12 protein-coding genes are annotated in these 14,923 nt (G+C 60.9%); 5 read left to right on the top strand and 7 right to left on the bottom strand.

The annotated features are described in order from the left end of the window. The first annotated feature begins 1,393 nt into the window (after window positions 1-1,393). From ACQR07_RS10340 to ACQR07_RS10325, 4 genes are all read left to right on the top strand, one after another. Window positions 1,394-1,582: a hypothetical protein gene (locus tag ACQR07_RS10340; protein ID WP_434902173.1), complete on the top strand. Its 189-nt coding sequence runs from the start codon at window positions 1,394-1,396 to the stop codon at window positions 1,580-1,582. Between the two features lie 959 nt (window positions 1,583-2,541). Continuing rightward, entirely contained in the window at window positions 2,542-3,576 is a 1,035-nt protein-coding gene (locus ACQR07_RS10335; RefSeq protein ID WP_434902172.1) for an ABC transporter substrate-binding protein, read from the top strand. A gap of 133 nt (window positions 3,577-3,709) precedes the next feature. After that, window positions 3,710-4,480: a GntR family transcriptional regulator gene (locus tag ACQR07_RS10330; RefSeq protein ID WP_434902171.1), complete on the top strand. Its 771-nt coding sequence runs from the start codon at window positions 3,710-3,712 to the stop codon at window positions 4,478-4,480. A 153-nt stretch (window positions 4,481-4,633) separates the two neighbouring features. Continuing rightward, the gene (locus tag ACQR07_RS10325) at window positions 4,634-5,458 is read left to right on the top strand and encodes a class I SAM-dependent methyltransferase (RefSeq protein WP_434902170.1); all 825 of its coding nucleotides are present in this window, start codon (window positions 4,634-4,636) and stop codon (window positions 5,456-5,458) included. On the opposite strand, the gene ACQR07_RS10320 is transcribed toward ACQR07_RS10325, so the two are convergent. The 5 genes from ACQR07_RS10320 to ACQR07_RS10300 all read right to left on the bottom strand — a co-directional run bounded on the left by ACQR07_RS10320 (window position 5,415) and on the right by ACQR07_RS10300 (window position 11,502). Then, entirely contained in the window at window positions 5,415-5,861 is a 447-nt protein-coding gene (locus ACQR07_RS10320) for a hypothetical protein (protein WP_434902169.1), read from the bottom strand. The two genes, ACQR07_RS10325 and ACQR07_RS10320, sit on opposite strands and share 44 nt — an antisense overlap. 707 nt (window positions 5,862-6,568) lie before the next feature. Beyond that, complete coding sequence (locus ACQR07_RS10315; protein ID WP_434902168.1) at window positions 6,569-7,948, bottom strand: MmgE/PrpD family protein; 1,380 nt, start codon at window positions 7,946-7,948, stop codon at window positions 6,569-6,571. Window positions 7,949-8,152: 204 nt separating this feature from the next. Then, the gene (locus ACQR07_RS10310) at window positions 8,153-9,115 is read right to left on the bottom strand and encodes a DMT family transporter (RefSeq protein ID WP_434902167.1); all 963 of its coding nucleotides are present in this window, start codon (window positions 9,113-9,115) and stop codon (window positions 8,153-8,155) included. Window positions 9,116-9,146: 31 nt separating this feature from the next. Then, window positions 9,147-10,268, bottom strand: a complete 1,122-nt coding sequence (locus tag ACQR07_RS10305) for an NAD/NADP octopine/nopaline dehydrogenase family protein (RefSeq protein WP_434902166.1) — start codon at window positions 10,266-10,268, stop codon at window positions 9,147-9,149. A gap of 310 nt (window positions 10,269-10,578) precedes the next feature. Next, window positions 10,579-11,502, bottom strand: a complete 924-nt coding sequence (locus ACQR07_RS10300) for a sugar phosphate isomerase/epimerase family protein (RefSeq protein ID WP_434902165.1) — start codon at window positions 11,500-11,502, stop codon at window positions 10,579-10,581. A 330-nt stretch (window positions 11,503-11,832) separates the two neighbouring features. Between ACQR07_RS10300 and ACQR07_RS10295 the strand changes: the two genes are divergently transcribed. After that, a complete protein-coding gene (locus ACQR07_RS10295) occupies window positions 11,833-12,798 on the top strand; it encodes a winged helix-turn-helix transcriptional regulator (RefSeq protein WP_434902164.1) in 966 nt (321 codons plus the stop codon). A 114-nt stretch (window positions 12,799-12,912) separates the two neighbouring features. Here the strand turns inward: ACQR07_RS10295 and ACQR07_RS10290 are convergent, their stop codons facing one another. After that, window positions 12,913-13,923, bottom strand: a complete 1,011-nt coding sequence (locus ACQR07_RS10290) for an ABC transporter ATP-binding protein (RefSeq protein WP_434902163.1) — start codon at window positions 13,921-13,923, stop codon at window positions 12,913-12,915. Then, window positions 13,923-14,918: an ABC transporter ATP-binding protein gene (locus ACQR07_RS10285; RefSeq protein ID WP_434902162.1), complete on the bottom strand. Its 996-nt coding sequence runs from the start codon at window positions 14,916-14,918 to the stop codon at window positions 13,923-13,925. The genes ACQR07_RS10290 and ACQR07_RS10285 overlap by 1 nt, the downstream gene beginning before the upstream one ends. Window positions 14,919-14,923: the final 5 nt, after the last annotated feature.

Here is a 14,923-nt window from a genome sequence, read left to right as displayed (position 1 = left end):
GAAAAGCAAATACCATAAGGTCGAGGCCAGCAGTACGAAGAAAGCTACTGAGAAGCATTACGGCGCCGAGCGGTCCGAGATTGGCAACCACCAGCCGCATGTGCTTGTACACTACAAATGCGTGGCCACGAACTCCAACTCCCGCTCCCATTCTGTTCTATGACGGAGTTTGATACGGAAGCTGAAGACAAATCCAGTATCATTCCGCGTTGGTGAAGCACAAAAACTCGGCATCAACCGGCGCGGACGTCAACGCGTGAGTATCATTTCCCGGCTGAGCGCAGTTCATAACCGACGCTGGATAGTCAACTGACGGGCTGGAGGAAAAACGTAGATCTAATGGATAAGAAAATCGGAGACTGCTGCATCTCCGGCGTAAACGGAAAGCTCTCCTTCGGGCATATTCCGCCTGAAGCGGCATTCAACGATCGCCGAGCTTTCGAGGCCAATATAAGCGGCCTGATCAACGGAACATGGTCCCCGGGCGAACGGATCGAAGAAGGCAAATACAAGCAGCGCGGCGCAGGCCAATATTCGCTTTGCGGCAAGTGCAATAGCGATACTGGAGCATGGTACGGCACGACGTACGTCGATGTCGCGCGACAGGCGATGTACCGCCTCTATCGATCGCAAGGAAACATGAGCGGTCTTGCCTACCAGTACGGAATGTTTCCGCTCCGGTTCCTAAAGCAGATCGCTGCAATGTTCTGCTCGGCATGTGGGCCCGGACTGCAGCAGAAGAAACCCCGACCTAGCACGCTTCGTCCTCGAACGGGAGGAACGACGCATCCCGCCGCAGCTCCGTTTCTTCGCCTACCTACATCATCCTACTTATTCAACGTGCATCCGCCAATCGGGAATCACTATGATGAAGCGAGGCTCGCAACAGCACCTATTCTCCGAGATTGCGTTTCCGCCTTTTGGCCTCATGATGAGCATCAACAGCCCTCCAGTTCATCCGGAATTGTGCGAACTGACACATCTCAATCAATACAACTATCGATAATGGGATATCGTCTGCCTAAAGCTCCCAGTGTTTCCAGTCACGACGTGGTTTCCCGGCGACCTCCGTACCGTAGAAGGAGTACTGAAAGATCAAGCTGAGAATCGGAAGGTAGGGAGCATGTTTCTCGACCCGCAGATTCCGATCATCAAATAGGATTTACGATGCGACCATCACTCCGATGCGGCTCCCGTTGGCACCCGTGTCGGGGGGACAAGATGGCGATATCCGTCATCCAGGTTGCCGGGCGCTTGCCTGACCTGAAACGTGCGGATCTTGTGAAGGTCCTCGGAGGAGATGTTTCCGGACTGCATGTTATCAGATGACCGTACGCTCCCTCTCTCGCCGCCATTTTCCGATCTTGGCTGGCTTGGTTTGATGGTGAGGAGCTTGAAGCTGGCGGCGGGCGGTGACAGTTGCGCGCTGCCGTCGTCGGCCGGCTGGGAGCGGATGGTGATCGTGCGGGTTTTTGACGGCACCAACGGCTCCGCCATCACAGACGTCAAAGCAGTTGCAAAACAGCTCAGGATAAGGAGGCAGATCCGCGCCTTCGGGGACACTGACGGGATCGGTCGGTGACGCTGCATTTTTCTCGGCTCCACCTGACGTATGCTACAGCGTAAGCCGCTCGTTGCGCTTGGCACAAGGGGCGACATCCGCGAGCTTGATGTCCACCACCACGCGTGGTCGATCGACTGCGCTGGCCGCAGATTCTGAATACCAGAAAACTTGTTGACGCCGTACCCAAATCAGTGGTTTGATGCCGCCATCCCGCCCGCACTGAGAGGGGCGTATCGCGATCGTCACGGGACGTTGCGGCGGGGAGCGGTGGACGCGGGGCGACGCAGCATCTCATTGGAGGTGCGGACGAACGTCGTGCCGTGGACGGTCAAGCCGTGTGGTCCCGACACCCCGACGCTGGTGTCTTGGTCGGCGACGATGTCGATGACGGGGGCAAGCAAGCCGGTCCCCTGGGAGAGCACGGAGCAGCCGGAAGCCCATCGCGCAGGGAAGGCCGGGTTGATCCGGCTGAACCTGTGGTTCCTGCCCCGTGCATTTTTCTCGCACGGGGGCCGCGGGTGCCAGTCGGCACTCGGCCTTCCCTGCGCCCTCTCAGACGATGAGGACGCCGACTGCAGCAGAGCTCGGGCCGATCCGGTCGCGAGATCGCGGCGGCTTGGGCGTCGGCAACGCTGCCGAGAGCGGTGGGTTGTTTGACAGGGTTGATCGGATGAGAGAGCGCGACTCGCGCCAGGGCGAGCGCGTTTCAAATGATCAGACGATTGCCTCTCAGCCCTGGCCAACGCATAGCCGATATGCCTTCTCGGCAACCGCTTGGAGTGCCCTGTTGTTCTTGCCGAGCAGAACGATCCAGTGCCCGCGTACTCGCCCTGCGTGTAAACCCGCAATACAACCTCAGCGAGCTTTTGCCTTGCTCATGCGGATGATCATTCGTATGGTTCGCGAGTCGTCCGGATGATGAGAAAGGAATTCTCAGCCGGCGCACATTTCCGTCAAAGTCTCGCGAGACCCGGCCAGTGTTGCAACGACGTGATCTTCTGAGGCTTCCGCTATTGGCGTTGTGTGGTTCGCCGGGCCTGGCCTGGGCCGGGACCTCCGTCGAGACGACAGGGGTCAGGATCACGATCGGCGGGAGAACCTTCCTCCAATACGCACCCGTCACGCTTGCCGAACGGCTCGGATATTTCAGGGATGCGGGTCTCGATCCCGAGATCCTTGACGTGAGCGGCGGATCCAAGGCGCTCCAGGCGCTTGTGGGGGGAAGCGCGGAACTCACCGCCGGCGCCTTCGACCATACGATTCAGATGCATGCGAAGGGTCAGAAGATTGTCGGAGTGGTTCTGTTCGGCAGGCATCCAACCTTCGCCTTGGCGCTGCGAAAGGAGAAAGCCAAGGACTACCGCGATCCTAGCAGCCTGAGAGGTATGACGATCGGGGTTACGGCGCTCGGATCGCAGACGCAGTTCATGGTGGAGTACCTCGCCCTGCAAGCCGGTGTCTCACCGGCCGATATTTCCTTCGTCAGTGTGGGTGGCGGCACCGGCGCCGTGGCCGCAATTCGCAACGGCGCTGTGGATGCGGTCGTGACAGGAGAGCCGGCGCTGACGGCGCTGACGCTCGCAGGCGACGTCAAGCTGGTCGCCGATACCCGAACCAACGCGGGCACGATCGGCATTTTTGGCGGCCTCTATCCGTCCGGCACGATCTACGCGCGGTCAGACTTCATCGAGCGGAATCCCGCGACAATGGAGGCTATCGCTCTCGCCATGGTGCGGGCCCTGCAGTGGATCGATCGTGCATCGGCCGAAGACATCGCCGATGCGCTCCCCGAGGAATGGGCCCAGCCTAATCGGGATGTTTTTCTCACGTCCATCCGCGGGACACGAGATATGTTCTCGCCCGATGGCAGGTTCAGCGCCGAGGGCGCGAACATTGCATTTCGCGTTTTGTCGACCGTCGACCCACAATTACGTGGCGTGCAGGTCGACCTCGCACAGACATTTACCAACAAATTCGTTGAGAAGGCTCACCAGACGCTATCATCACGATAGCAGCTTGGAGAGCTTCAGCCCGATGAACACACCCGCGGCAATGTGGCATCGAGGCTAGGCTGTGGCGTCGCGACTTCCGCAGCAAATGGCCACTTCTGCTTCTGTCGCAAAAAAGCGACTGCGGAAGGCGGGGTTGGCAGGCAAGCCCACATCCTCGAAAGAGCGCGCGTTGCTGCTGGCGCGACGCCGGCGTGATATCCCGCTTCACCATCAAGTGTTCCTGGTTCTGCAGGATGAGATCGCGGAACGTCGCTATGCACCGGGCGAAGCGCTCCCCCCGGAGGCGGAACTCGCTACGCTCTTCAGCGTCTCGCGCGTGACGATCCGGGCAGCTCTGGACACGCTCGATGAACTTGGTCTGATCGAGCGTCGGCAGGGAATCGGGACGTTCGTCCGCGAGCTGGCAAGACCAGAGCCTCTCACCGTTCCCATGATGGACCTCGCGGCCCGCAATCGTGAGATCGTGCGCACGACGAGGGCTCATGTCGTGGAATTCGAATTCAAGCCGGCGCCTCGGCACGTTCGCGAGCACTTCCAGGCTCAGGCCGAAGACCTGTTCCAGCGAACAGTTCGAATTCGCTACATGAATGAGTGGCCAATCATGCAGGTCACGACATACATTCCGGAGGCGATCGGACGGCAATTTGGTCCCGACGACATGGAAGGCGGTTCGCTCTATGCCATTCTGCAGCGATTCGGCATCACCTTCGCGTCCGGCGAGCAGATTGTGACGGCAGCCGCAGCCGACCCCATCGTCGCTGCACGACTCAATGTCGCGATCGGCGCGCCGCTCTTGAAGGTCGTGCGCATTCATTTTGACAGCGCCGGGCGGCCGATCCAGCATTTCGAGCTCCTGGCCCCACCCGCAACCTACGAGCTTCGCATGCCATTGAAGGACTTCTAGCGACCCGGGAGGCGCCAATCCCACGCATCCCGCCTGATCGCCGGGCGAAGCTGGGAGCCTTCCCTGTTTTATCACCACGGTCCGCTGTCAGCGGACCGCCTACCGAGAGACGTCACCCAACATCCGCCTCCGTAAGCCGCCTGAAAGAGACAGATGACGTCCGAACCAGCTTCGCGCTCCCTTCCCCGCTTTGGATCGACAGTCCCGCACTACGTGGCCGGACGGCCGAACTATGCGCCTGCGCTGATACTGGCCGTCGCGGATCACCTCCGTCTAACGAAGCAGCACCGCCTGATGGACCTCGGCTGTGGACCAGGGTGGCTCGGCATCGCATTCGCGCCTCTGGTCGGGCAGGTGATCGGGATAGATCCGGAGCCCGCGATGCTCGAGGCCGCCTCCGCCCTTGGCACCGCAGCAGGCCTCGATATCGACTGGATCGAGGGCAGCTCAGGCAGCCTCGGCCCGCAGCTCGGCCGGTTTCGCGCGGTGGCGATCGGGCGTGCCTTTCATTGGATGGACCGGGCCGAGACGCTGCGCAAGCTCGACGCATTGATCGATGAGGATGGCGCGGTCATGCTGTTCAACGACGTCCGTCCCGATGTGCCACAGAACAGCTGGTACAAGCGCTACTCCGATGTGGTCGATCGCTTTACCAACAGAAGCGTCGGCTTTGCACCCGAGCGCCTGCGCCATGAGCCAATTCTGCTCGTATCGCCCTTTGAGCAGCTCACGAGAATCGGTGTGATCGAGCAACGATCTGTTCCTGTCGACCGACGGCCATATCCTGGAAGTCATCGAGTCCCAGGTCCTTATTGCGCGCCGCCCCTGAGGCTCACGATGTCCGCCTCAGCATTGAAGGCCTCGTCTGCCGAAGGCGCTTCATGGCGCCCCCAGCCGCGATCAACCGACTCGCAGCTACGGGACTGTTCGCAGCCTAGTTCAATTTCACCCCGGCAACGGAGCACGCCGATTCAATGAGGTGGCGGACGGTCCGGGCATCCCAGTCGAGGCTCTCGGGCGCGTCCATCCAGTAGTTGGATAGCACATGTGCAGCATGGCGTGCCTTGACACCCAGGCCGACCACCGTCGTGGCTGGAATCGCCATGATGGCCCGCTCGATTGGGGCGAGCGAGCTCAACACCGCTTCGATACGCTCCACGCCGGGCGCGATCACAGCAGAGAGGTGCGCTTGTGCATCACAGCAAGGAGCTGCGTGCTCATCCTGCTGCTGCAGCGATGCAAGCTCAGCGGAGAGCGCTTCGAAGCTGCGGCCAAGGGCAACCAGCACCGCATCGGGATTGCTTTCGATGGTTTGCCGATCGAGTGTCGGACCACCCGGCCCGACGGTCGCCAATATCTGTAATGTTTCGTCAAGAGACATCACCGATCTCCAAACCGAGATTTCCGGTCGGTGCAGGGGTCGCCGACAACCCGTCGGCTGCAAGGATCGACATGCACCGTGCAGACGCCGCCCCCTCTGCGTCTACGAGGTCAAACGATATCGCTCAGTCGTATTAACATCAATACAATATCGGCATCAGGCCGTAATCAATAAGTTCGAGTTGCACCAGAGCATCGCCTCAACTGATCTGCGCGGCGCGCTCGCCTGGCGACAGACAAATCGAGCTGTGGTTCGAAGCCTGCCATCCGCGGCGATGAGTCCGCACGTAGCAGCCGTGATCCACCCATTGGGCCACTCATGCCACGACGGCCGTCACTTGGCGAGCTACCGAGATTGGTGGTCTTGCGATGGTCGCTCCGCTGGGCCAAAGGCTCGAAGGTCCAGACACCAGGTTTCGGGCCCGTCAAAAATGCTTCGTCTGCATGCGACGCGAGGTTGCCGGAGCTGCTGCAGATGGCCGAGCTTCTGCGGCGTAGCTGCGCTTAGACACTCCGGGAGCTTTGCCGAAGACAAGGTTCGACTGGGACACCTCCCAGCGCGCCTCGAGATGGCACCGGTCGAAGCGTGCTCCAGCGAAAACTCCGGCGCTGCAGATCAGGGAACAGTCGTTGCGACGCTCGGCCCGATGGCCACGCATCGGCCGGCGTTTTCAAGACGCTATGCCTGCCGGCTTTTCTTCTCGTGGCCTATTGAGCAAGCTCCAGCCGCTCGGCCGGCGACACGTCATCCGGGCTGGCGAACAGCCTTGCTTCCAGCATCGCCCGCAGGGGCGCGGCATCTCCCCTTCGCAACGCGTCAATCGCTTTTGGAATCCCAGCTGCGACACGAGCATCGACGCGTCCAGCGGCAATGGCCTGGAACTTCGCCCCGATGTCGTCCCAGCTCATCGGGTTCGTGGGCTCACCCTTGGGAGCCAACACCGTCCGCTCGAAGGTGCCCGACGTTGTGTTGATGCGAACCCGCCCAGGGACAGCCGCCGGAAACATGAGCTCGAATTCAGGATTGACGGTCATCCGCACGCGCCCGGCGATCTCGATGGCGCTTTGATCCGTCAGCGACTCGCTGCTCAGGGGCAGCAGCGCCGAGGCGCCGCGCGTCGCGGCGACACCAAGGCAGAACGGAAGACTATATTGCGCACCCTCGAGCGTTACAGGCGCCACCTCGTTGCTCAGGGTCAACGACCTTCCGAAGGTCTCCACATCGATGTCGACGATGGTTCCCGGAGCAATGTCATGATCCTTCAGCAAAGCGAGGAGCGCGTCAATCGGCGCGTGAATCCAGCGGCAGCAACTGTAAGGCTTGAAATAGGTGCTGTTGATCAACCAGCTCGTTCCGAGCCCGTTGAGCAGCCGTGCGCGATCATAGCGTTCAGAACTGTCCAGAATGTCGACCGGCCCGGTAAAGCCCTGCGCAGCCAGATCGATCGCCAGAATGCCATTGGCGGCTCCCCATGGGATCCCCTCCTTGACACTGTTGCCTCTGAACCGGGTGTATGGCGTGGCCGACTGACTCGGTGCTGTTGTGCCGGCAATTGAGATCGCGTGGGCAATCTGGCTACGCGACAGCCCTCTCAGCCAGCCGATTGCTGCGGCAACGGCCTGACCGCTCCAAAGGCCGCTGTTCACCGTCGGAACGCTTCGCAGATCCCGGGCAGCAGAAATACGAACGCCGATCTCGTATCCGATCGCGATGGCGGCAAGAGCCCGTTGCGCGTCCAGAGACGGGCTGCCAAGCAGTGACAAGACCCCCGGAATGATCGCTGCGCCGGGATGCCCAGACGCTGCACGGTGACCATCATCGAGATCAAGCGAGCACGCGCAGGCCGCATTGACAAAGGTTGCCCCCGCGGCCGTTGACCGCTCCCCTGAAAACCACACCGCGGCCTGCCCCTGGCCCCAAGTCGCACGCGCTATCCGGCGTACAGCCATCGCATTTGGCGTCTGACAGCCGGCTATCGCCGCTGTCATCACATCGAACACGCATTTCGCCGCGCCGATCTGGGCTTCGTCTGGAACCTTACTTGCGCTGACCCATTCGGCCAACTGCTCGGCAGCGGTGTATGTCATAGGGCCTCCAGGGTCGTCACATGTCTGCTGATCGGACGAGTTGCGCCGCTCTCAAAGTCGCGATTGGTCAACTGAACTCGGTCGAACTGGCACGAAGCTGACGTTGGAGCATCTTCCTCGCGAATGGCCGCAGGAAGTCAAAGTCAAATTGTGTGAGCCCCTATTCGCCGAAGTTATGGGTCGAGCCAACTGCCGCGCAGGCTTTCAGTCGGTTTTGGCCCGGATCGTCGTCGCGTCCTGCCACCTGCTGGGTAAGCGAAACTTTGACGGCACTCCCGCCAGCTGCTCGTACATCGCAATGAGGATGTTGGAGGCGATCACGATCGCGATCCCGGCCAGTTCGATCGGAGCCGGCATCTCACGCCAGACGAGGAGACCGAGCAGAAAGGCAAAGATGAAGGTGGCATATTCGAAGGGCGCAACGACGCTCGCGGGCGCCATCTGGTAGGACTTGGTGAGCAGAATCTGGGCCGCGCCCCCCAGGACACCAATCGCGACCAGGATCGGCAAGTCCGTCTGGCTCGGCCAGACTGCGGAGAACGGCAGCGTCGCGGCGCCGACCAGCGTCCCCGACAGCGAAAAATAGAACACAATGGCCATGCTGGTCTCGGTGTCCCGCATCTTGCGGATGGAGATCAGGGCAAGGGCGGTTGCCACCGCACCGGCCAACGCGACCATGACTCCCGAGGACAGTCCATGGGCATCTGGATGCGCCATCAGCAGCACGCCGCCGAATCCCACGACGACGGCAACAAGCCGATAAAGGCGGATGCTCTCGCCGAGCAAGGGAAGGGCAAACAGCGTAATGAACAATGGTGCTGCGTAGCCCAGCGCGGTCGCGGTCGCGAGCGGTAGCATTCCGACCGCCGTGAAGCTGAAGAACAATGAGCAAAGCCCGGCGGCGGAGCGGCGCAGATGAGCGCCCGGCCGCTCGGTGCGGAGCAGGCGATAACCTCCGAGATGCCGGACAAGCCAGAGAATCGGCAGCAGAGCGAAGAAACTGCGAACGAAGACGATTTGTCCGACGGGGTAATGGCTACCCAGTTTTTTGATCAAGGCGAACATGACGGCAAGCACTGCTGCCGAGAGCACCTTATAGCCGATCGCCGGCAGGTGCGATGAGGCCGAGCTCTTTGGCGCGTCCTGCCGGCTGATGATGATGGTCATACGAGCCTCGTCATCGTGAGACAGCCGGGATCTAGGCGATACGGCGAAGCTCATCACCCCAGGGCATGATCGGCGCGCTGAAGGCTTCGATCACCTGGTCCTTGGACGCCGCGTCCAGCCCCAGCCTGCGCAAGTTTCGGCCGGTCGCCATATAGTCCGTCTCGTTGACGATGGAGGCGAGATCGATGATCGACTTGATCGCCGTGGAATGGAGCCCGACCTTGACGCCCAGCTCGAACCAGGGAACCAGAACATACGGCACGTCCTGCACGACGAACCTTTCGCGCAGGTGCTTCGGCGCCATCTTCGTCGTGTTGTGCTCGACCGTCTCTCTGGCGAACTCGCGGAAACTTCCGAAGGCCTGGTCGTAGTAGCTGTTCATGATCGCCACGACCGATTGCGGCTCGAAGCCGAATTCCCTGGCGATCGCCATTCTCTCCCTGTCGACCTGCTCTATCACTCGGGCAACCGACGCCGACATCCCTTCACGATAGAAATAGAAATCTCCCTTTCGCGTCTCGATCCATCCCGCGTTCATGAGCGCCGGCGTCGGATGAATCACTCCGGTGATGCACGTCATCCCGATCTCGAGAACATTGCTGCGCCACTCCAGCGGCATCGGAAAGATCGTGCCGATCTCGTCGCGCAACGCTTCACTGATGTCGACCGGCATCGCGGCGATCGGCATGATGCTCTTGATGCCCATCACCATCACCTTTCCATCCTGCATTCTGGAGGCGTAGGGCGCCGTGGCGGTTTCGAGGATGTAACGCGCGTTGATCTGCCTGCGCGCCGTGAGAGCAAAGAAGTTGCCCGTGATCGAAATCACGACGTGCTTGCTGAGGTCGAACTTCGCGAGCTCGCTCAGGACGTCGTCGTGGCCGTATGACGGGACCGTGATGACGATGAATCTGGAGAAGCGGACGGCGTCAGCCATGTCTGAGGAGACCTCAGGATGAAAGCGGCCTTCGATCTTGAGCTCGGCTTCCAGATAGCCGTTGCGTTCGATGGCCTCCGCGTGCCGGCGGTGTTCGGGATGCGCGTACAACAATACGCTTGCGCCTCTGCTGGCGAGATCGGCCGCGAAAGCACACCCACAATTCCCGGCACCAATGATCGAAACCGATGTCTGCATGTCGCCGCTCCATGACACAACCTAACGTAGTTCGAGTATTCTTGGAGCCGCACGGTCTGGTCAATATAATAATCCAGTAATCATTCAGACGCATCTCCTTAACGTACGCGCCTCAATTACTGATGATTGGTAGATCAGAAACGAAAAAAATCGCGCGCCTCTCTTGCTTGCGCAATCCAGAGGCCGCTTTCATTTTTATAGTTGCTGGCTATTAAGCCCGATGCCGGCCCCGGGAACTCGGTCACGACTCCGCAGTCAGGATTACTGCCTGATGACAAGCGCAAATGAGCGCGCCGAATTCGTCACCGCGTGGCGTCGATGTCCAAGCTCACTGCGAATGTGCCAGCTGCTGCAGACCTTCGCTCGCTTCTACCATCCCTGGAGCAAGACTGGGATGATCAGGTCCGCCGAAGCTCCACCAGCTGGCGGCCATGGCGCCATACTGGGCAAGCAATGCTGCTCGACAGTCGCCGGATAGCGGTTGAAGAATGACGTCGCCCCGATATCCAGCGTGTCTCAGCTGATTGAGCCTGCTGGCCAGGTTGCTTCGCTCACGGGACGGCGAAGCGCAGTCCCTATTCAAGCTCCAGTCCTTGAGGTGAACGTTGACGATCCGGCTGCCGTAAGCGGCAAGTGCCTCATGGGTATCAGCGCCGACCGAGGTTTGGCATCTGATTGTGTATGTGATGCCGAGCCGGTCGCTGGGGTATTGCTGGACAAGCGACGCCAATAGCGGCGGATCGAGATCGGAATCGAGCGCGAGGACGACCCCGCAAGCTTCGAGGAGCGGATCGAGCCTGTCCAAAGCGGACCGAAGCGCCACCGCCTCACGGGACGATAGCTGTTGTCGACCACGAGGGAGGGGCATCACAACAAGCTTGATCCGGATCTCGGCGCACGCCTCGATCACAGCGCCGAGCAGGTCGAGCCGCGCACGATGCTCCCGGCCGGAGACAGTATACAAAGGCGCTTGCATCATGAAATCGGCAGACACAGACGGGATTGAAATGCCGCACTCGCGACTGAGCCATCGCATCTGATCTCGTCCGCTGACCGACATCAGAGGATTCATCAGGATCGGCTCGTCACCGATCCTCCACTCGATCAAGCCGAAGCCGACTTTTTGGGCAATCGGGAATTCCTCGCGCCAACAATCGGTGAGAAAGCCTCGTCTGCGCCTGTCAGCCGGCTCCATCAGGTCGCCTTGCATGAACCCGATGCGACTGATCACCTGCGCCTCTCCGAGACTCATATCGCGGATCCCTCGATTGGACGCACCAAAGCTCGATGACGAGCCGCCGGCCGCGGCACGAAGAGCCTGCGCCACAGTGCTAGGGCGACTGAGCAAACCTCGCCACTACCAACCTTGGTAGAGGTCGTCAGGTCCGGAGGACAAACTCCTGCTTGTTCGGCGATGACGAGCGCCGCCCATGACCAACCTTTCATCACCGCTTCACTGAGCCGGTTCCGACCTACCTCCGAAAGCTGTCGAAGTCCCGCCCCCCTATCCGGCTTGGTAGCTGTCGGACCCGACAGAAGCTGCTCTAGTGAAGCGGCCAGCGAACACCTGATGGAGACCGGAATGGCGCAGAGAGCAGCCCTCGCCGATGGCAACGAGCTGGCACAGGGTTTTCACAGTTCTGTAAATCCAGCCGAGACTTCAGCTCAAAATCAAGTCAAAGAATCTGCGGTCGCAACTGGCTGCGCAATCGGATCTGATGTCGACCAGCCCGACCACATGCCTGCTCCTGACGAAATCCGGCCCATGTCCATGCCCTCGAGACCACGTATCCTGCTGGTGGGCGACAAGGGCTTCACGAGTCTCCTCAAATACATCATCGAGGGCAACGGGTTCGACTGCGCATTGACCGACAACGTGACCGAAGCGATTGCGTCCGCCAGCAACATGCGGACCGACTTGATCGCCGTGGACGATGTGTCGTGCGGAGATCGCGTCGCCGGCGCGCTCGAACGGTTGCACCGCGCCCCGGCAACGCGGGATGTCCCGACGCTGATCATGGCAGGCATGTCGCCTCACCCTGACGAGGCATGCGTCCAGATGGATCGGGCGAGCTTCATATTGAAGCCCTTTCTTCCGGACATCTTCATCGACAGGCTGCATGGGCTTCTGCGAGAGCCGGCCTGTTCAAGCCCTAGAGTGCTTCGATTTGCCGACATTGTCATGGAGTCCGAAGCGCACCGCGTCTCCCGCGGGTCACGCTGCATTCGACTGTGCCCTGTCGAATATCGGATCCTGCAACATCTGCTCGAAAGCCCCCGGAAGGTGTTTTCCCGGGAGCAGATCCTGTCCAGCATCCGAGCACATACCCAGGAGAACGCCGTGCGCTCGATCGATGTGCACATCAGCCGCATCCGCAAGGCTCTTTGTGAACGTGGCGAGCCAAACTATATCCGTACGGTCCGCGGATTAGGCTACTCCGTTGACTTCGCCCCCGACGGACCTGCCACCTACGTTCCACGACCAGAGCCGGCCGACCGCGCGCAGAAGCTGGATCGGTCGGATCGGATCGTCCCAGCGCGCCGTTGATCGAGGCAGCGGCCCTGTCGCTCACCTTCTGACGAGGTCGCGCTGATCCACCTTAATCCATCTCAGGAGCACGACACGCCAAGCTCGCCGCTGAGGTTCTTGGCGCGCTTTTCGTTATCGAGCTCCGATGCGCAGGTTGCCCCACGCTATATCGCTTGTTTCCGGGAAGTAGCACGCCGTGGACCGGTCATCTCCCGAGGGCTCCAATTGCGGCTTCTCGGCGGAGCATGGACCTTGCGCTCGCGCGCAACGCGGATGAAAGCCACAGCCCGGAGGCGGATTGGTCGCAGAGGGCACCTCGCCCACGATCTGCATCAAAGGCCGGCGTGCCCTGGGATCCGGTACGGGATAGCTGTCGCGCAGGAGCCTCGTATATGGATGCAACGGACGGTCGAGAACATCCACCGTTGGCCCCTCTTCGACGATACGCCCAAGATACATGACGCAGACCCGGTCGCAGAAGTGACGGACAACCCCGAGATCGTGCGAGACGAACAGGAACGACAGGCCGCGACGCTCGCGAAGCCCTTCGAGCAGTCGAAGAATTTGCGCCTGTACGGAAACATCGAGGGCGGACACGGCCTCGTCGGCGACGACCAGTTCGGGATCCAAGACCAGCGCCCTTGCAATGCCAATCCGTTGTCGCTGACCGCCTGAAAACTCGTGCGGATAGCGTTCCATTGCTTCTCGGGGCAACCCGACCTCAACCATCGCAGCTTCGGCCTTCTCACGGATTTCCTTGGCTGAGCTGCGCAGATGGACGCGAAGGGGCTCTTCCAACGTCTGGCGAATTGTTCGGCGGGGATTTAGCGAGGAATAGGGATCCTGAAAGACGATCTGCATCCGGCGCCGCAGCGCGCGCAAGGCAGCGCCTTTTGCAGCCCGGACATCGATGCCGTCGAACACGACGGACCCGCTGTCCGGCTCGATGAGACGAAGGATCGCGCGGGCGACCGTCGACTTGCCGCAACCGGACTCGCCGACGAGGCCGAGCGAGGATCCCTTTGGAATACGAAATGAGACGTCATCGACCGCCCGAACGACCTTGCCGCCGGAACCGCCGTGTCTCACGAAGTTCTTTGAAAGATTAATCACGACGAATTCGCCGCTGCCCAGGAACGTCATCAATGTACTCCTCCGACCGGCCGCACGGGACAGCGCACCAAATGTCCGGGATCACCTGACGAGACGAGATCCGGGTGCAGTTCGGTACAGCTGCGGTCCTTGAACGGGCAGCGTGGCGCATAGGCGCAGCCTGTCGGCACTGCTGAGAGAGCGGGAACGCTGCCAGGAATCGGCTCCAGACTTTCACTCGCCCGATCAGCCCGGGGCATCGCCCGCAGCAGCGCTGCCGTATAGGGGTGCATCGGCTTCGCGAACAGGGCCTCGACACTCGCGAGCTCCACGATCTCTCCCGCATACATCACGGCGACACGGTCGGCGATCTGTGCCACGACGCCAAGATTATGCGTGATGAACAGCATCGACATGCCATAGGCCTGCTTGAGCTCTTCAAGCTGGCTGAGCACCTGCGCCTGGATGGTCACGTCCAGAGCCGTGGTCGGCTCGTCAGCCAAGAGGATCTTGGGGTGGCAGGCGAGTGCCATGGCAATCATGACGCGCTGGCGCATTCCTCCCGAGAACTGATGCGGATATTCGTCGAGCCGGCTCTTGGGCGACGGGATCTTGACCTCCTCCAGGAGCCGCAGCGCCTCGGCCTTGGCCGCCATGCGCGATCCTCCCCTGTGAATGAGGATCGCCTCCGCGATCTGGTCTCCCACGGTCATGGTCGGGTTGAGGCTCGTCATCGGCTCCTGAAAGATCATCGCGATCGAATTGCCCCGGATGCCGCTCATGTCCCGCTCGGACAAGGTCACCAGATCCTGGCCTTCGAACAGCACCTCGCCGCCTTGAATGCGCGCACCGGCATGCGGAAGCAGCCGCAGGATCGACAGGGCGGTGACGCTCTTGCCACAGCCCGATTCACCGACGACCGCGAGCGTCTCATTTGGCATCAGCGACACCGAGACATTCCGCACTGCCGGGTACCAGCGGCCACCAATCCTGAACTCGGTCCGCAGATCGCGCAGATCGAGAGCTGGCCTAGGAAAGGATGTCATACGGT

The organism is Bradyrhizobium sp. HKCCYLS20291 (assembly GCF_051167715.1).
In the GTDB taxonomy this organism is placed as follows: domain Bacteria; phylum Pseudomonadota; class Alphaproteobacteria; order Rhizobiales; family Xanthobacteraceae; genus Bradyrhizobium.
This window is presented reverse-complemented; position numbering and strand designations above follow the sequence as displayed.

Excerpts from the sequence above, each read along its gene's own strand:
- ACQR07_RS10290 (WP_434902163.1), bottom strand. The coding sequence starts at position 13,923 with ATGACGTTCCTGGGCAGCGGCGAATTCGTCGTGATTAATCTTTCAAAG.
- ACQR07_RS10295 (WP_434902164.1), top strand. The coding sequence starts at position 11,833 with ATGGCGCAGAGAGCAGCCCTCGCCGATGGCAACGAGCTGGCACAGGGT.
- ACQR07_RS10320 (WP_434902169.1), bottom strand. The coding sequence starts at position 5,861 with ATGTCTCTTGACGAAACATTACAGATATTGGCGACCGTCGGGCCGGGT.
- ACQR07_RS10285 (WP_434902162.1), bottom strand. The coding sequence starts at position 14,918 with ATGACATCCTTTCCTAGGCCAGCTCTCGATCTGCGCGATCTGCGGACC.
- ACQR07_RS10310 (WP_434902167.1), bottom strand. The coding sequence starts at position 9,115 with ATGACCATCATCATCAGCCGGCAGGACGCGCCAAAGAGCTCGGCCTCA.
- ACQR07_RS10300 (WP_434902165.1), bottom strand. The coding sequence starts at position 11,502 with ATGAGTCTCGGAGAGGCGCAGGTGATCAGTCGCATCGGGTTCATGCAA.
- ACQR07_RS10325 (WP_434902170.1), top strand. The coding sequence starts at position 4,634 with ATGACGTCCGAACCAGCTTCGCGCTCCCTTCCCCGCTTTGGATCGACA.
- ACQR07_RS10315 (WP_434902168.1), bottom strand. The coding sequence starts at position 7,948 with ATGACATACACCGCTGCCGAGCAGTTGGCCGAATGGGTCAGCGCAAGT.